Raw genomic sequence first — 16,054 nt, 5'->3', positions numbered from 1 at the left:
TTACAGGTGCCAACAGCAAATTCAGACGTTGGATTGGCTACCCGGTGCTTAACCTGAGGGTTGATGTATGAAGCGGGACTCACATTCACATATCGAGCTGCCACTGAACGAGCCGGATCCGATCATTCGAGCCAGTCACTATGCGATTCGCTTTGCGGTAAAGCTGCTGGCCATTTTGATGGTGATCGTGATTTTTCTGGGGATAGGGGATGTGTTGTATGTGCTTTACCAGCGCCTGACTGCGCCGCCTGTGTTTTTGCTAAACATCAGCGATATTTTTGAGACCTTTGCAGCTTTTCTCGCCGTATTGGTGGCGATTGAGATCTTCGTCAATATCCGAATATATCTCAGCAGCGCAGAAATACCGGTCAAATTGGTGCTCGCAACGGCTTTGATGGCGGTGGCGCGAAAAGTGATCGTGCTGGACTTTGGCAAGCTGGATGCCTCAGAAGTTTTCTCGCTAGCCGCTGTAGTGCTCGCTGTGGGACTCAGTTATGGTTTCATGGTGTTGGCTGAAAGCCGGCGCTCGAGTCCTTCCGAGCATTAGCTCAAGCCTCATGAAGATACTGATCGAGCCGGGAGAATAAGAACTCCCTCAGTGCCTGAACCGCCGGGCTGAACTGGCGCCGGTCGGCACAGATCAGGTTGAATGGTGTCCGTTCGGTTTCCCAGTCTTCGCACAAGGGCACCAGGCGCCCATCACGCAGCTCTTCAATCACATCGAGCCTGGATTTGTAGGCAATGCCTTTTCCGGCAAGCGCCCAACGTTTCACCGCCTCGCCGTCATCGGCGACACGATTTCCCCTGACTTTCACGGATATCTCCTGTCCGCTCTGCCAAAAGTGCCAGCGGCCATGTACGTCTTCGCCAAGCATGAAACACAGGCAGTTGTGTTGTTCCAGCTCATAGGGATTCAGGGGGACGCCAAACGCTTGCACATACTCAGGTGAGGCACAGAGAACACGCCTGTTATCCGGCAGCAGTGGAACAGCGATGAGGCTGGAGTCTGGTGGCTCGCCGTACCGCAGGGCGATATCGACCGGCTGGCGGTACACATTGGCCAAACGGTCCGAGAGTTGAATGCGCAGATCGATGCGCGGGTGCTTGTCGAGAAACTCATCCAGCCAGTCCAATAACAGGTTGCGCCCTACATCAGACGGCATTGAGAGCTGCAGTACATCCTGAATCACCGTTTGGCCTGTCTGTACCGCCTGGCAGCCATCTTCGAGCAATTGCAGTGCCTGTTGGCAATGGCCAAGAAAGGTTTCGCCCTGATGAGTCATACGCAAGTGGCGGGTGGAACGGATAAACAGTGGCACGCCTATCTCGGCTTCCAGTCGCTTGATGGCGGCACTGGCGGCGGCGGGTGATAAGTCCATCTGTCTGGCAGCGCCCGACAGGCTGCCCTGACGGGCAGTTTCGATAAATATTCTCAGATCCTGAAGCGAACGCATATTCAAATTTATTTTGAAAGAGTTTGTTTGTAAGGCTAGTTTTTCAAATTTAAAAGGTCAAATAAGCTGCTCCTGTCTTTTACACGCCCACGTGGATCAGGAGCAGGTATGTCTCTTTCAGTCTCGAAATGGCATTTCGACCATATCAGTGTCGTCAGTAACACCCGTGCGCCGGCACTGGCTGCACTCGCCAGGCTTTTAGGTCTGTTTGATGGCTACCGGCCACCCTTTGCTTTCTCCGGTAACTGGTTTTATCAGGAAGATAGCCCCGTACTGCATGCCATTCATCGTCCCGACGGCGAAGAGGTTGAGCTGAATCACATTGCGTTTCGCTCCGAAATGCCGCTGCGAGTTCTGTTGCAGCATATCCAGACGTTGCAATTGCCCTATCAGCTGGCGCGCGTGCCCGAACAGGCAATAGCCCAGGTTTTTATCCGCTTCTCGGACTCTCTGTTACTCGAGCTGGATGTGCCGGATAGCCGGGAAGGGCGTGCCATCGACACCACAGATTTAATCAAGGAGTAATCCATGAGCCTTTTTTCACAATACGCGTTGTCAGGTAAGGATCTGCAAAACCGAATTGTCATGGCACCGATGACACGTGCCCGCAGTACTCAACCAGGCAACATTCCCAATGCACTCATGGCGGGGTATTACGCCCAGCGCGCCAGTGCCGGCCTGATCATTGCTGAAGCAACCCAGATATCACCTCAAGGGCAGGGGTACAGCTTTACACCCGGAATCCACAGTGCCGAGCAGGTTGCAGGCTGGCGTGAAGTTACAGATGCCGTCCATGCCAAAGGAGGAACGATCTACCTGCAGCTCTGGCATGTAGGGCGCATGTCACATCCTGATTTTCATCAAGGTGCCTTGCCGGTGGCGCCGTCAGCCATCAACCCTGAAGCCAGTATCTGGATGGCCGATGAGCAGGGCGTTGGGAGCATGGTGGCTTGTCCCACTCCCCGTGCCCTGGAAACCGGCGAAATTCAGGGAGTGATCGAGGATTATCGTCTGGCCGCGCGCAATGCAGTGGAAGCCGGTTTTGATGGCGTCGAGATCCATGCTGCCAATGGCTACCTGATTGATCAGTTCCTGCGCACCACCTCCAATACACGCACAGATGCTTATGGCGGTAATCGTGACAACCGGATTCGCTTTCTGATTGAGGTTGCTACTGCTGTGGCAAATGAAGTGGGTGCCGCCAAAACCGGTGTGCGTCTGGCGCCTTACATTACGGCCCGTGGCATGAATTGCCCGGACATCATTCCCACAATTTTGCATGCGGCAAAGCAGATGGAAGCAATGGGTATCGGCTATCTGCATCTGGCTGAAGCTGACTGGGACGATGCCCCGGAAATACCCGCAGATTTCCGGCAGGCGCTGCGTCAGGTGTATCAAGGCACCCTGATTGTGGCTGGCAAATATAACAAGGAGCGTGCGAACCAGATCATAAATGAAGGTCTGGCTGATCTGGTGGCCTTTGGCCGTCCTTTCATTGCGAACCCTGATTTGCCCGAGCGTCTGAGCCAGTCACTGCCTCTGGCCAGCTTTTCCGCTGAAACCCTTTTTGGTGGTGATGCACAAGGCTACACCACTTATCCCGCACACCCTGCGCTTTGAATCACGAGACTAAACAGGAGTAAACGATGACACAGACAATGAAAGCGATCGGGTACCAAAAGTCGCTCCCGGCTCAGGACATGGCAGCGCTTAACGATATTGAACTGCCGACTCCGGAACCCAAAGGGCAGGATCTGTTGGTCGAAGTGAAGGCTATCGCCGTTAACCCGGTGGACACCAAGATCCGCGCGAATGTTGAGCCTGAGGCAAATGCATGGAAAGTACTGGGCTGGGATGCAGCCGGTATCGTCAAGGCGGTGGGGGAAGATGTCACGGATTACAAACCCGGTGATAAGGTCTGGTATGCCGGCGATCTGACACGTCAGGGCAGCAATGCCGAATATCAGCTGGTTGACGAACGTATTGTGGGGCGTAAACCGGAGTCATTGGATTTTGCAGCTGCCGCTGCGCTGCCTCTCACGGCCATTACCGCATGGGAGATGCTGTTTGACCGATTGAATATCCAGCAAGGATCAGCCCACGAAGGCGAAAAACTGCTGGTGATCGGCGCTGCCGGTGGCGTGGGCTCCATTCTGGTTCAGTTGGCCCGTCAGCTGACAAACCTGACGGTGATCGCGACGGCGTCTCGGCCCGAAAGCAAAGCCTGGCTGGAAGAGCTGGGAGCACATCATGTTATCAGTCACAAAGAGTCCTTGAGTGAGCAGGTTCAGGCGTTTGGGCTGGGTGAAGTCGATCATGTTGTCAGTCTGAATCAAACCGAAGCGCATCTGGATGAGATAGTGAAGGCCCTTAAGCCCCAGGGGCAGTTCGGTCTGATTGATGACCCTGAAGCATTGAATGTGCGGGCCCTGAAAAGCAAATGCCTGTCCCTACACTGGGAGTTTATGTTTACCCGTTCCATGTACGAGACGGATGATATGAGTGCCCAGCAAGCTTTGCTGAATCAGGTAGCGCAGCTCATCGATCAAGGCGTTTTGAAGAGCACGCTGGGTCTGCATGCTGGCGCTATCAATGCGGCTAACCTGAGACAGGCGCATGAGCAGTTGGAGACGGGTAGCACGATTGGCAAGATTGTGCTGGAGGGGTTTGAGTAACCGGTACCTCCCTGAGGCGCATTAACTCGCTGACAATGGAAAAGCCTGGTGTTTGCCAGGCTTTTTCGTTTTGAGCAGTGTGCTTACTCAGAAGCGTTCCATTCGATATGGGTCCAGGGCAATGCCACAGCTTTCACCTGACAGATTGGCCGCCACCACTTCCGCGGTAATGGCTGCCTGAGTGAGTCCCAGGTGCTGATGGCCGAAGGCGGCAAACAGCCGGGGATAAGCGGGGTGGCGACCAATAACGGGCAGGGAGTCTGGCAGCGTTGGCCGGTGTCCCATCCAGGTTTCGTGGGGGGATTCAAGCGGCGATGTATCCCTGAGCAGAGCGCCGGTGTGGTGATGCAGAGAATCAAACCGCTGAGGCAGAGGTGCCTTGTTGAGCCCTCCCAACTCGGTGAAGCCGACAATGCGCAGGCCGCAGCTCATGGGTGTCATTACAAAGCGGCGCTCGGCGGAGCCAACTGGCTGACGTAGCGCCTCGCCTGCATTTGGCAGCGTGAGGTGGTAACCACGTTCGGCTTCCAGCGGGATGTGGATGCCGGTCTGGGCCAGCAACTTGTGGCTCCAGGCACCTGCACACAAAACAAGATGGTCAGCTTCCAGAGTGCCGGTAGCCGTGACCACCGTGCCAGCGGCAGGGTCAATGCGTTGTACAGAGGCTTGAGTGAATACTCCTCCCTGGCGACAGAACCGCTGGAACAGGCCCATTACCAACTCATAAGGGTCGCTGACCTGCCAGGAATCGGGGAACAGCAGCGCATGGTGAACCGCGCTACTCAGTCCCGGCTCATGTGCCTGTACGGCATCACCCTGTAACAGCCGGGTTTCTATCTGCCAGTGTTCCAGTTGTTCTGCATGCTGCTTTGCAGCCGTCAGGTCATTTGATTCCCATACCAACAGGTATCCGGCCGCACGCAGCATCGAATGTAGTTCTGTCCCTTCTATCAACCTGCGCCATGCGCCCACGGCGGCGCGGTTAAGAGCGTTCAGCCCCTGTTGGCTGCGTTCAACCTGCTCAGGTTTGGCCGCTTTCATGAACCGCATCAGCCAGGGCAGGCTGCGGTGCCAGTAACTGGGAGGCAGGGCAACGGGGCCATGTGGGTCCAGCCAAAGTCGGGGAGCATTCTTCAGGTTTTCAGGTGTTGAAAGAGGATCGTTCAACTCGGTGGCGAGGAAGCCAGCATTGCCAAACGAAGCCCCTTCACCCGGGGGCTGACGGTCCAGCAAGGTGACGGCAAACCCCTTGTCCTGCAGTGCCAGGGCGGTGGTGACACCCACCACACCCGCACCGATCACGATAGCGCTTTGTCGGCCGTACTCTTTCATTTTTCAGCCTCCAATGGCGTGCCCGTCATGCCTGCAGTATGGCCGAACGAACCGGAAGAGGTGTTTTCGGGTGCCTGGGCGTTTGTTTCGGCGCGTTTGGAAAACCAGCCCAGCTGTGCATAGAGAATACCAAACAGGGGTGACAGCCAGCAGGCAAAGGCCAGCGGAATGTAGAGCAGTGCCGACATGTCTGTGCTGGTTACACTCAGGCCCAGCGCACCCATGACAAAGGCACCACCGGCATTCCAGGGTACGAGGGGAGACACCAGAGTACCGCCTTCCTCAATGGCGCGTGACAGGTTCAGGCGGGAGTAGCCCAGACGGTCGTAGGCGGGTTTGTACATGCGACCGGGCAGGGCGATCGACAGGTAAACATCGCCGGACACCACATTGGTCGCTATCGAGGTCAGAATGGCGCTGGTCTGCAGTCCGCGAAAACCGGACAGGCGCTTCATGATCGCAGCCACGATGGACTCCAGGCAGCGGGTACGCTCCAGCGCACCGCCAAAGGCCAGGGCAAACATCATCAGGGTAACAACCCAGGTCATGGACGATACACCACCCCGGTTCAGCAGGCTGTCCAGTGCTTCGCCGCCGGTTTCGATGCTGTAGCCGGCGTGGGCAAAGGTCAGGACATCATGGACGCTGGCGCCCTGAGTGAAAATGGCGACGAGCGCACCGATAACGGTGCCGGTAAAGAGAGCGGGTATGGGAGCGATGCGCTTGAATGCCATCAAAATGACAACCAGCAAGGGGAAGGCCTGCCAGAAGCCGAAATTGAAGTTGGCGGACAAGCCTTCCTTGATCATGTCAATGCGTTGCAGGGACTCGGCCGAGCTGTCCCCGGCACTGCCGAAGAAAAAATACACCGCCAGTGCAATCAACATGGCCGGGATAGTGGTCGGCATCATGTTGCGGATATGTTCGAAAATATTGGTTTCAGTGACAGCAGGGGCCAGGTTGGTGGTGTCGGACAGTGGCGAAATCTTGTCGCCAAAAAAGGCGCCGGAGGCCACGGCTCCTGCGGTCCAGTAGATGGGTACATCAAAAGCATTGCCAATCCCGACCAGGGCCAGGCCGACGGTGCCGACGGTTGTCCAGGAAGAACCGATAGACAGTGACACCAGAGAACACATCAGCATGGAGGCGGCCAGGAACCAGGTGGGGTTAATCAGCTCCAGTCCGAGGTAGATCAGCAAGGGCACAGTACCGCTGGCAAGCCAGGTACCCACCAGCATGCCAACAATGATCAAAGTGGCGATGGATGGCATGGCCACGTGCAGAACATGGAAGGCGCCTTTTTCAATGTCAGACCAGCGATACCCCTGTGCCCAGCCGACCAGTGCGGTGATACCAAAGCCTATGGCCAGAGGAATATGTGGCGTGAAATCGTCATAGTAGAAAATCTGCAGAGCCAGCAGAGCGATCGTGAGAATGACCGGTGTCAGCGCGATGGGAAGGCTGGGCATGGGGATGCGGGGAGTGTCATCGTACATGGGAAAACCCTCAGGGTGCCTTGTTATTTTAGTGATCTGAAGCCTGACCCTTTAGGCGGCTCTAGAGCATCGTTGGGGGCGGTGATCGGTGTATCAGCTTTGCTGGCTGGCCTGCTGGTAGGCCAGGATGGCTGCCGCCAGGTCTTCCTGTGAGGTCCCCACAGACTTGAACACCGTAATGGCAGCTTCGGCGTTATCCAGAGCGCGACGGCCTGAGTGACGGCCGTTGCAGAGATCCTGAAAGTCCGCCTGGATATCGCTGGCCTGGAGTGCACCGGATTGAATCGGATCGATCAAATCGCCGGTTTCGTGAAGGGCTGCGGGTGTGTCGATAAAGACCTCGCCGCGTCGCATGACCTCGTCATCCGCTTCGCGCATGTGGGGCGTGAAGCTGCCGACAAAATCGAGGTGAGTGCCCGGTGTGAGCCATTCGCCGCGAATCAGCGGCTCCGGCGACAGCGTGGCGCAGCTGACAATATCGGCCGTGGCAACAGCATCCCGTAACTGTTCAAAGGGAACGGCTTCAACCTGAATATCTTCCTGAGCAAACTCTTCGATGCAGGCCGCGACCGAGTTCTGGTCTACGCCCCACATACGGATGCGCTTGATATCCCTGACCGCAAGATGAGCCGGAATCAGGCTGCGGGCCATGCGACCTGAACCGACCATCAACAGCGTTTCGGCATCCGGGCGAGACAGGTAGCGGGATGCCAGAGCCGATGCTGCGGCAGTACGTCGGGCCGTGAGGGAGTTGCCTTCCATTTGTGCCAGATGACGACCGGTTTGGCCGCAGCTGAGCAGGTAGTGACTGGTCAGGCCCGGCATTTTGCGGGCGTTATTGCCGGGAAATACGTTGACCTGTTTAACGCCCAGATACTGGTTTTCAATCCAGGCAGGCATCAGCAGCAGCGTCGCTTCAGGGTCGCCTGCTACCGGCATGTGGTGGTGGTGGCGTGGCGGCACTTCGATGGCTTGAGTGAAGGCTGCATCCAGCGCGTCGATGAGACTGGGCCAGGGCAGACACTGATTGACTTGTTCGGCGGTGAGATACATTCTTCGCTCCAGGAAAGGTAGTTTTTGTAATCAAGATCTGATCCGTGTTGGTCAGTGTAAGCAGCTGCTCCCGGTTGGCATTGTTCCAGCCTCCAGCGTTGTTGTTTGAGACTCCGGCTACCATCAAAAAGGAGCCCTTAAACCGGCACAGGGTCAGACCCATGCACGCAACACACTTAAGGCGAAACCTGATAGCCCGTTCATCAGGAGAGCATTCCCATTCCTTTCCCCAGCTGTTATTGGGCTGGCGGGGCGAGACGCATTGTGAATTCCAGTCGGGTGGCCTGGGCGTTGGCCCGGGGGATGTGGCAGTGGTGCCGGGGGATGAGGCGCATTACTTTGCCGGACGGCAGGATTTCAGCGAGATGCTGGTGATCGATCTTAACCTGGAGGACCCCGGGCTGGACCTGTTGTGCCCTCAGGGGAGCGAGTCGCTGTGCGAGCAGATGTTTCATCAGCCCGGTTTTCTGTCGCTGTCGCCGGATGTGCGTGCCCTGACCGAGTATGCTGCCGGCCAACTTTCCGCCTTGCCGAGTACCAGCCCCCAGTACGATCTTTTGTCCCGACAGTGGGCCATGATGCTGCTGGCGCAGATTCGCAGCATGTGTCAGGCCCGCCCGGACCAGGAGCCGGTCAGCAGCCCCATCGGTTCAGCCGGACCAGCCAGCCTGGACCGTTTCATTGATAGCCGGCTTGCCTCACCGCCATCCAATGATGAGTTGGCTGTTGTCTTTAACATGAGCCGCAGCTGTTTTCATGAGTGGTGTCGTCGCGAGTTTGCCAAAACCCCGCAGCAGTACCTGATGGACAGGCGCATGAAGTGGGCGGAGTACTGGTTGTCGCAGGGAAGTAAACTGATCGGGGCGGTGGCGCTCGACCTTGGTTTTGCCGATACGGCCAGCTTTACCCGTGCATTTCGACGTCACAGTGGCTGTTCACCCAGTGAGTTCAGGGCAAGATTCGTAAAGGTGTGAAGTGAGCGGATATTGATTGAAAGGCGATAAGCCTGCAGGAATTGGCCTCCTGACAGGCTCATCTGAGCCGACACCAATTTAGTGTCGAGTCGACTTAATAGATTACGTCCTTGAAGTCGATAAATTCCATCAGGTCGCCCTGTGAAATGGCTGTGTTGGACGGGACACGCAGCAGGCCGTCGGTACGCATGAAGGCTGACAACACGCCTGAACTCTGGTTTTCACTCAGCAGCACATCGCCATTGTCGCCCACCGATACACGTAGATATTCTTCGCGGCTGTTCGTGCGTGTGCGGTCAAAACCGGCACGGACCTTACGTGTTTTGACTTCATACTCGGCTGCGCCCTGAGCTTTCATCAGGCAGGAGCGAACCAGCAGGGCAAAGGTTACCACCACGGCACCCGGGTTCCCGGGCAGGCCATACAGCGGTGTGGATTGTACCTGACCGGCCGCAAAGGGCTTGCCGGGTTTCAGGTTCAAACGCCACATATCCAGGTGCCCGAGTGCATCGATAGCATTCTTTACATGGTCCTCTTCACCCACCGAAACCCCACCGGTGGTGAGAATAACGTCGGCAGTTTCGGAAGCCTGTTTCAAGGCCGCATGCGTCGCGGCGGGCTCGTCCGGAATGGTGCCCAGGTCAACCGGTTCCATGCCCAGTTGACGAATCAACGTCAGCAGCAGGAAGCGGTTGGAGTTGTAAATCTGTCCCGGTTGCAGCGGGGTGCCGGGCTCGACCAATTCATCACCTGTCGACATTACACCGACGCGCAGCGGGCGGTAGACGTTGACTGACTCTGCACCGACAGACGCCAACACTCCGATAGAGCGCGGGTCTAGCCGAACACCTGCGCTCAGCAGAGCTTCACCCTGAGTGATGTCCTGGCCGCAGGCACGGATATTCTGGCCCGGTTTGATACCGGCGGGCAGTTCGACATTGTCACCTTTGAGCTCTACCTGCTCCTGCATCACAACTGCATCAGCGCCCGGCGGAATGGACGCGCCGGTGAAAATGCGTGCAGCGGTACCCGGCTGTAGGGGCGCTGGCGCCTGTCCAGCCGGAATACGCTGGCTGACCGGCATCTCGGTGGGCGCGTCGGCAGCGGTATCGGCGGTACGCAGGGCGTAGCCATCCATGGCGCTGTTGTCCGTGGGCGGTACGTTGACAGCGGCGATATGGTCACTGGCCAAAATGCGGTTATTGGCGTTCAGCAGGTCACAGAGTTCGGATTCCAGGCGGCAGCTAACCTGCTCAAGCAGGTGTTCACGTGCTTGCTGCAGGGGAATCAGACCAGGCTGAGAGCAGGGGTCTTTGCTTGCTGTCACGGTGCTTATCCCTGTTCTGCCTGACGTACTTCCAGTGCACGCTGCAGCGTACCAACAAAATTACAGGGGCGATGACGCGCATCCAGCTGCTCCTTGATGATGCGGTCCCAGCCGGTACGGCAGGCGCCGGTTGAGCCGGGCAAGCAGAAAATCAGGGTGCCGTTCGCCAGGCCGCCCAGTGCGCGGGACTGGATAGTGGAAGTGCCAATTTCCTCATAGGAAATCTGGCGGAACAGCTCGCCAAAGCCTTCGATCTGCTTGTCCAGCAGCGGTGCAATGGCTTCAGGGGTGGAGTCGCGATGGGAAAAGCCGGTGCCGCCGGTCAGAATAACGACCTGGGTATCAACATCGGCAATCCATTGAGACACACGGGCGCGCAGTGCATAGATATCGTCACGGACGATATCCCGATCTGCCAGTGTGTGGCCGGCTTCGGTCAGGCGTTCCACCAGAGTGTCGCCGGAGGTGTCCGTTTCGGGGGTGCGCGTATCGGAAACTGTAAGAACGGCAATATTAAGAGGGACAAAGGCTTTTTCGGGGGTATGTGACATATTGAGTTCCTGCAGAATGGCGGTGTTAACCACCGGTCATATTCATGAAGCGCAGAATTTGCGGTTCTTCTTCAAGGTTGAATTCGTGTTTCTCGGGCTTGATTGCCATGGAGTCGATAATAGCCTGCTGCAAACGCTCGGGATCATCCGGATAGGTGCGAATGACCTCGCGCAGGTCGACCGAGTGCTCGTTGCCCAGGCACAGCAGTAAGCGGCCTTCAACGGTTACACGGACACGGTTGCAGTCACCGCAGAAGTTATGACTGTGCGGTGATATAAAGCCGACTCGGGTTTGGCTGTCGGCAAGGCGGTAATAGCGCGAGGGGCCACCGGTGCGCTCGGTTGAGGGGCTGAGTTCAAAATGATCGCTGATGCGCTCACGCAGTTCATCACTGGAGCAGAAGCTTTCCGCGCGGCCATGTTCGGTAATCTGGCCCAGCGGCATCTCCTCGATAAAACTGATATCCAGCTCTGAGCGGCGGGCAAATTCAATCAGGTCAATAACCTCATCATCATTGCGTCCTTTCAGCACCACCGTGTTCAGTTTAATGCGTTTAAAACCGGCTGAGCGTGCCGCTTCAATACCATCCAGCACCTGCTGCAAACGGTCGGTTCGGGTGAGTTCGCGGAAGCGATCCTGCTGTAGTGAGTCCAGGCTTATATTCAGACGATCGACGCCAAAGGCTGCAAGATCGCCTGCCATTTTGTGCAGTTGGGAGCCGTTAGTCGTCAGGCTCAATTCTGCCGGAAGCTGTCCAAGCCGCTCAATCAGACTCAGTACATTGCGTCGCACCAGGGGCTCGCCACCGGTGAGTCGGATGCGTTCCACGCCCAGTTCAGTAAACGCTGCGGCCACGTCGTGGATCTCTTCCAGCGTCAGGACCTGGCTGTGGGGCAGAAACTGCATGTTTTCAGCCATGCAGTAGACGCAACGAAAATCGCAGCGGTCGGTGACTGACAGGCGCACGTAATTGATGCGTCGACCAAAACCGTCGACAAGCTGGGAGGGCATCGTAATCTCCCCGGTTTATAGTTATTTCGTTGGTTACCAATGGACCGAAAATCCGCTGGTTGATTCCCGGAATAAGCGGTATTTTCCTTGCCTCACTCGGGTGAGACATTTGCGCACTGTGCCGAGGTTCCGGTTTGAAGTCCAGCGTAATCTGAACCTGAGGTCAGGATTTGATGATCAAACTCGGTATCAATCATGTCGCGTTTAACCTGCTGTAAAACGAGCCAGAGGCACCAGTTTTCGGGCTTTCGAGAGGGTTTGGTCAACCGGGATGCGGGTAAAAAAACAGGAGAAGACGGTGAAGCAACAGGGAATGCAAACAGCAGGGCCGGGCCGTGAACAGATGACCGGCGTTATTCTGGCCGGTGGCCGAGGCTTGAGAATGGGAGGGCAGGACAAGGGCCTGGTATCACTGCAGGGCAAGCCCTTGGCCGTGCATGTGCGCGACCGGCTGGCGCCTCAGGTCGGGCCGTTGTTACTCAATGCCAACCGCTCGATTCAGGCCTATTCCGAACTGGGTTTCGAGGTGGTGTCTGATCTGGTTGAAGGGTTTGAAGGTCCCCTGGCGGGTATCCTGACGGGGTTGAACTCTGCTTCCACAGATTGGGTGTTGTTCAGTGCCTGTGATACCCCCTGGATTCCGGCGGATCTGGCTGAGCGTCTTGTAGAGGCGGTAAGCAGCAGCCGTGACGGGATTGCCGTAGCTCATGATGGCGAACGCATGCAGTGGCTCAGCTGTCTGGTGCACAAGGACCTGCAATCCGGCGTTGCCGAAGCCCTTGTCGGTGATATTCGCAGTATCAAGGGCTGGCTATCACCGTTGGATGTTGCCAAAGCCGACTTCGGTGACCAAACCGCCGCTTTTGCCAATCTGAACAGCCACGAAGAGCTGGTGCAGGCGGCAGCGAGACGGCTCTGAGCGCCCTGTTAATTTTCCATCTCGGCAAAGAGTTCATCCGGTGCCAGCACCTCGCCACTCAGGCGAGCATCATAGCCCGGTAGCCCGGAAACGGCTTCACGGAAGGCATCACCTCGCAGCTGTTGCAGCAGAAGCTGGCAGGCCGGCTGCTCCAGCGTACGCTGATGGCAGGCCATCAGGTATTGCTCCTTGGCCAGCGGAATAAAGTCCAGCCCGAACTGTGCCGCAGCCGCCTGAACGCCAAAGCCCACATCGGCCATCCCCGCGGCCACATGGGCAGCAATGGCCGAGTGGGTAAACTCGGTGCCGGCACTGGGCAGGACATCGCTGCTGCCGCGACCGCTGCGCTGGAGCATCTCATCCAGCAGCAGGCGGGTGCCTGAGTCCTTCTCGCGGTTGATAAACCGGATATCCTCGCGACACAGGTCTGCCAGCCCCTCAATCCCGAGCGGGTTGCCGGCGGCGATCATCAACCCCTGCTGGCGAATGATAAAGCGGATAATGCGGTGGGCGCGGGGCTTCAGCAGGCGTGTGGGCAGGGATTTCATCTCCTCACTGAGCATGCTGACCGGCAGGTGAAAACCGGCCAGGTCACATTGTTCGCGGCCCAGCGATGCCAGAGCTTCGCGCGCGTTGCGGTACTGCAGGTCCAGCTCGAACGCCTGGGCAAAGCGGGGCAAGAGTTCCACCGCATAGCCATGGCTGGCCTGAAGGCGCAGGCGTGGTCGGGTGCCTTCCAGCAGACGTGACAGCTCAAGGTTCAGGTCCGAGGTGATGTTATCCAGCTGGGGTTCCAGCCTGGCGATCACACGTTTTTCTGCCCACACCAGCTTGGCACCCAGCTCCGTTAACCGGGCGCCCCGGCCTTTTTGCAACTCTGCCAACGGGGTGCCGAAGAAATCAGCCCACTTGTTGAGCTGGTTCCAGGCGTGGCGGTAGGAAATTCCCACGGCTTTGGCGGCGGTGGTCAGCTTGCCATCCGTTTCGATATGGCGCAGCAGTGAAAACAGCTGAGGATCCAGCTCGCGGCCGCTGTCATCGCGGAAAGACCAGGTCGGGACGATGTTGATTTTATGAATAGGCACTTTTTTTCATATTTTGTAGTTGGATGCCTAATGGTAGTTTGGCCCGGATAATAAGAGCAATACTCCATTCAGATATGAACTTTACTTCATATGCTGACGGCAAGGAGGTCAGACCATGAGCACTACCGGCACCACACCCTGGCACCCGGAGATCGCAAGCGCGATCATCGATGAACTGAAAACCAAACCGGGCGCACTTTTGCCGATTCTGCATGCGTTGCAGGATCGCTTCGGCCATATCCATTCAGATGCAGTGGCGTTGATCGCACGTGCGCTGCAAACCACCCGTGCCGAAGTGCATGGTGTGATCAGTTTCTACCATCACTTCCGCACCGAGCAACCGGGGCGCCATGTGGTGGAAATCTGCCGGGCAGAAGCCTGCCAGGCCCAGGGTGCACGTGCGCTGGAGGCTCATGCCAAGTCAGCGTTGGGCATCGATTACGCCCAAACCAGCGATGACCGCACCGTAACCCTTGAGCCGGTGTATTGCCTTGGCAACTGTGCCTGCGGCCCTTCAGTGCGTGTCGGCGATGACATCCACGCGTTCGTCACCCCTGAGTCATTCGATGAGTTGATCGATGACCTCAAGACTGAACAACTGGAGCTGAAGTGATGAGCACCCGAATTTATATTCCGTCCGACACCACCGCCAAGTCACTGGGCGCCGACCGTCTGGCCATGCAGATGGCAGTAGTCGCTGCCGAGCGCGGTGTCGATATCGAAATCGTGCGTAACGGTACGCGCGGCCTCTACTGGCTGGAGCCCCTGATCGAGGTGGACACCGCTGAGGGACGTATCGGCTTTGGCCCGGTCAAGTCGAAAGATCTGGATACCCTGTTCGATGCCGAATTCTGGCAGGGCAAACAGGAACATCCGTTGGCACTGGGGCTGGTTGAAGAAATTCCCTACCTCAAGCGTCAGCAGCGCCTGACCTTCTCCCGTGCCGGTGTCATTGATCCGCTTTCGCTGGACGATTACCGCGCCCATTCCGGTTATCAGGGGCTGGCCAAAGCGCTGGAAATGAGCGCTCAGGGCATTATCGATGAAGTCAAAGCCTCCGGCCTGCGTGGCCGTGGTGGTGCTGCCTTCCCGACCGGTATCAAATGGCAGACCGTGCTGGATGCGCCTGCCGAGCAGAAATACATCGTCTGCAATGCTGACGAGGGTGACTCCGGCACCTTCGCTGACCGTCTGGTGATGGAGTGTGATCCCTTCATGCTGATTGAAGGTATGACCATCTCCGGTCTCGGGGTTGGGGCAACCCAGGGTTACATCTACCTGCGCTCCGAATATCCGCTGGCGTTTGAGACGCTGAACAATGCCATTGCTACCGCCTATGACAACAACCTGCTGGGCGAGAATATTCTGGGCAGCGGGCGTCGTTTTGATCTGGAAGTGCGCATGGGCGCGGGTGCCTACATCTGCGGTGAAGAAACCTCCCTGCTGGAAAGTCTTGAAGGCAAACGCGGTCTGGTGCGTGCCAAACCGCCGCTGCCTGCGATTGTTGGTCTGTTCGGCAAGCCCACCGTGGTCAACAACGTGCTCTCGTTGGCGGCGGTACCTTTCATTCTCGACCAGGGCGCTCAGGCCTATGCCTACTGTGGCATGGGACGTTCCCGTGGCACGCTGCCGTTCCAGCTGGCCGGCAACGTGAAGCAGGGCGGTCTGGTTGAACTGGCCTTTGGCCCCAGCCTGCGTGAGCTGATGTTTGATTTTGGTGGCGGTACGCGCAATGGCCGACCGCTGCGGGCGGTTCAGGTGGGTGGCCCGTTGGGGGCTTATCTGCCGGAAAGCCAGTGGGATACCGCGCTGGATTATGAAGCCTTTGCCGGTGAAGGTGCCGTACTGGGCCATGGCGGTGTGGTGATGTTTGACGATAGCGTCGACATGAGTGAGCAGGCCCGCTTCTCCATGGAGTTCTGTGTCGCTGAATCCTGTGGCAAGTGCACCCCCTGTCGTATCGGTTCCACGCGCGGTGTCGAAGTGATCGACCGTATTCGTGCAGGTGAGAACAGAGAGGCTAATCTGGAATTGTTGAGTGATCTTTGTGAAACCATGGTGGATGGTTCGCTCTGTGCCATGGGCGGCATGACGCCGTTCCCGGTGCAAAGTGCCATGAAGCACTTTGGTGAAGATTTCGCTCAACCCGCCAAAACCGAGATGGAGGTGGCCTGAT

The 16,054-nt window shown here is 57.3% G+C and carries 16 protein-coding genes; 8 read left to right on the top strand and 8 right to left on the bottom strand.

The window, feature by feature from the left end; translation table 11 throughout:
• Window positions 1–67: 67 nt before the first annotated feature.
• A complete protein-coding gene (locus tag BW956_RS00720) occupies window positions 68–547 on the top strand; it encodes a phosphate-starvation-inducible PsiE family protein (protein WP_010321692.1) in 480 nt (159 codons plus the stop codon).
• A gap of 1 nt (window position 548) precedes the next feature.
• On the opposite strand, the gene BW956_RS00715 is transcribed toward BW956_RS00720, so the two are convergent.
• Window positions 549–1,454: a LysR family transcriptional regulator gene (locus tag BW956_RS00715; RefSeq protein WP_083702881.1), complete on the bottom strand. Its 906-nt coding sequence runs from the start codon at window positions 1,452–1,454 to the stop codon at window positions 549–551.
• 108 nt (window positions 1,455–1,562) lie between these two features.
• On the opposite strand from BW956_RS00715, the gene BW956_RS00710 reads away from it, so the two are divergent.
• Genes BW956_RS00710 through BW956_RS00700 form a run of 3 tightly spaced genes read left to right on the top strand, consistent with a single transcriptional unit; the run spans window position 1,563 to window position 4,129 of the window.
• Window positions 1,563–1,979: a VOC family protein gene (locus tag BW956_RS00710; protein WP_076460060.1), complete on the top strand. Its 417-nt coding sequence runs from the start codon at window positions 1,563–1,565 to the stop codon at window positions 1,977–1,979.
• Between the two features lie 3 nt (window positions 1,980–1,982).
• Window positions 1,983–3,074, top strand: a complete 1,092-nt coding sequence (locus BW956_RS00705) for an alkene reductase (protein WP_076460058.1) — start codon at window positions 1,983–1,985, stop codon at window positions 3,072–3,074.
• Window positions 3,075–3,112: 38 nt separating this feature from the next.
• Complete coding sequence (locus BW956_RS00700; RefSeq protein ID WP_076461247.1) at window positions 3,113–4,129, top strand: zinc-binding alcohol dehydrogenase family protein; 1,017 nt, start codon at window positions 3,113–3,115, stop codon at window positions 4,127–4,129.
• A gap of 87 nt (window positions 4,130–4,216) precedes the next feature.
• Here the strand turns inward: BW956_RS00700 and BW956_RS00695 are convergent, their stop codons facing one another.
• The 3 genes from BW956_RS00695 to lhpI all read right to left on the bottom strand — a co-directional run bounded on the left by BW956_RS00695 (window position 4,217) and on the right by lhpI (window position 8,010).
• Entirely contained in the window at window positions 4,217–5,461 is a 1,245-nt protein-coding gene (locus tag BW956_RS00695) for an NAD(P)/FAD-dependent oxidoreductase (RefSeq protein WP_076460057.1), read from the bottom strand.
• Complete coding sequence (gene nhaC, locus BW956_RS00690; protein WP_076460055.1) at window positions 5,458–6,957, bottom strand: Na+/H+ antiporter NhaC; 1,500 nt, start codon at window positions 6,955–6,957, stop codon at window positions 5,458–5,460. The genes BW956_RS00695 and nhaC overlap by 4 nt, the downstream gene beginning before the upstream one ends.
• Before the next feature lie 93 nt (window positions 6,958–7,050).
• On the bottom strand, window positions 7,051–8,010 hold the full coding sequence (gene lhpI / locus BW956_RS00685; RefSeq protein WP_076460054.1) for a bifunctional Delta(1)-pyrroline-2-carboxylate/Delta(1)-piperideine-2-carboxylate reductase: 960 nt from the start codon (window positions 8,008–8,010) through the stop codon (window positions 7,051–7,053).
• A gap of 161 nt (window positions 8,011–8,171) precedes the next feature.
• Between lhpI and BW956_RS00680 the strand changes: the two genes are divergently transcribed.
• Complete coding sequence (locus BW956_RS00680) at window positions 8,172–8,984, top strand: AraC family transcriptional regulator (RefSeq protein WP_076460052.1); 813 nt, start codon at window positions 8,172–8,174, stop codon at window positions 8,982–8,984.
• 94 nt (window positions 8,985–9,078) lie between these two features.
• Here the strand turns inward: BW956_RS00680 and BW956_RS00675 are convergent, their stop codons facing one another.
• Genes BW956_RS00675 through moaA form a run of 3 tightly spaced genes read right to left on the bottom strand, consistent with a single transcriptional unit; the run spans window position 9,079 to window position 11,874 of the window.
• Window positions 9,079–10,311 carry a molybdopterin molybdotransferase MoeA gene (locus BW956_RS00675; RefSeq protein WP_076460051.1) on the bottom strand — a complete coding sequence of 411 codons (1,233 nt, stop codon included), beginning with the start codon at window positions 10,309–10,311 and terminating at the stop codon, window positions 9,079–9,081.
• A gap of 5 nt (window positions 10,312–10,316) precedes the next feature.
• Entirely contained in the window at window positions 10,317–10,862 is a 546-nt protein-coding gene (gene moaB / locus BW956_RS00670; RefSeq protein WP_029510952.1) for a molybdenum cofactor biosynthesis protein B, read from the bottom strand.
• Window positions 10,863–10,887: 25 nt separating this feature from the next.
• Window positions 10,888–11,874 (bottom strand): GTP 3',8-cyclase MoaA, encoded by a 987-nt coding sequence (gene moaA, locus BW956_RS00665; RefSeq protein ID WP_076460049.1) that lies wholly within the window; start codon window positions 11,872–11,874, stop codon window positions 10,888–10,890.
• Between the two features lie 298 nt (window positions 11,875–12,172).
• Between moaA and mobA the strand changes: the two genes are divergently transcribed.
• Window positions 12,173–12,793: a molybdenum cofactor guanylyltransferase MobA gene (mobA, locus tag BW956_RS00660; RefSeq protein WP_175611944.1), complete on the top strand. Its 621-nt coding sequence runs from the start codon at window positions 12,173–12,175 to the stop codon at window positions 12,791–12,793.
• A gap of 8 nt (window positions 12,794–12,801) precedes the next feature.
• Here mobA and BW956_RS00655 read toward each other — a convergent pair whose 3' ends face one another.
• Window positions 12,802–13,878, bottom strand: a complete 1,077-nt coding sequence (locus BW956_RS00655; protein WP_083702879.1) for a substrate-binding domain-containing protein — start codon at window positions 13,876–13,878, stop codon at window positions 12,802–12,804.
• 115 nt (window positions 13,879–13,993) lie between these two features.
• On the opposite strand from BW956_RS00655, the gene BW956_RS00650 reads away from it, so the two are divergent.
• The gene (locus BW956_RS00650) at window positions 13,994–14,491 is read left to right on the top strand and encodes a formate dehydrogenase subunit gamma (RefSeq protein ID WP_076460045.1); all 498 of its coding nucleotides are present in this window, start codon (window positions 13,994–13,996) and stop codon (window positions 14,489–14,491) included.
• Window positions 14,491–16,053, top strand: coding sequence for a formate dehydrogenase beta subunit (locus BW956_RS00645; protein ID WP_076460044.1), 1,563 nt, complete (start codon window positions 14,491–14,493; stop codon window positions 16,051–16,053). Before BW956_RS00650 ends, BW956_RS00645 begins: the two co-directional genes overlap by 1 nt.
• Window position 16,054: the final 1 nt, after the last annotated feature.

It is taken from the genome of Marinobacterium stanieri (assembly GCF_900155945.1).
In the GTDB taxonomy this organism is placed as follows: Bacteria; Pseudomonadota; Gammaproteobacteria; order Pseudomonadales; family Balneatricaceae; genus Marinobacterium; species Marinobacterium stanieri.
The sequence above is the reverse complement of the archived record's forward strand: the minus strand, read 5'-3'. Positions and strand labels throughout refer to the sequence as shown.

Excerpts from the sequence above, each read along its gene's own strand:
- BW956_RS00650 (WP_076460045.1), top strand. The coding sequence starts at position 13,994 with ATGAGCACTACCGGCACCACACCCTGGCACCCGGAGATCGCAAGCGCG.
- BW956_RS00715 (WP_083702881.1), bottom strand. The coding sequence starts at position 1,454 with ATGCGTTCGCTTCAGGATCTGAGAATATTTATCGAAACTGCCCGTCAG.
- nhaC (WP_076460055.1), bottom strand. The coding sequence starts at position 6,957 with ATGTACGATGACACTCCCCGCATCCCCATGCCCAGCCTTCCCATCGCG.
- BW956_RS00645 (WP_076460044.1), top strand. The coding sequence starts at position 14,491 with ATGAGCACCCGAATTTATATTCCGTCCGACACCACCGCCAAGTCACTG.
- BW956_RS00695 (WP_076460057.1), bottom strand. The coding sequence starts at position 5,461 with ATGAAAGAGTACGGCCGACAAAGCGCTATCGTGATCGGTGCGGGTGTG.
- moaB (WP_029510952.1), bottom strand. The coding sequence starts at position 10,862 with ATGTCACATACCCCCGAAAAAGCCTTTGTCCCTCTTAATATTGCCGTT.
- BW956_RS00680 (WP_076460052.1), top strand. The coding sequence starts at position 8,172 with ATGCACGCAACACACTTAAGGCGAAACCTGATAGCCCGTTCATCAGGA.
- lhpI (WP_076460054.1), bottom strand. The coding sequence starts at position 8,010 with ATGTATCTCACCGCCGAACAAGTCAATCAGTGTCTGCCCTGGCCCAGT.
- BW956_RS00710 (WP_076460060.1), top strand. The coding sequence starts at position 1,563 with ATGTCTCTTTCAGTCTCGAAATGGCATTTCGACCATATCAGTGTCGTC.
- BW956_RS00705 (WP_076460058.1), top strand. The coding sequence starts at position 1,983 with ATGAGCCTTTTTTCACAATACGCGTTGTCAGGTAAGGATCTGCAAAAC.
- BW956_RS00720 (WP_010321692.1), top strand. The coding sequence starts at position 68 with ATGAAGCGGGACTCACATTCACATATCGAGCTGCCACTGAACGAGCCG.
- moaA (WP_076460049.1), bottom strand. The coding sequence starts at position 11,874 with ATGCCCTCCCAGCTTGTCGACGGTTTTGGTCGACGCATCAATTACGTG.
- BW956_RS00700 (WP_076461247.1), top strand. The coding sequence starts at position 3,113 with ATGAAAGCGATCGGGTACCAAAAGTCGCTCCCGGCTCAGGACATGGCA.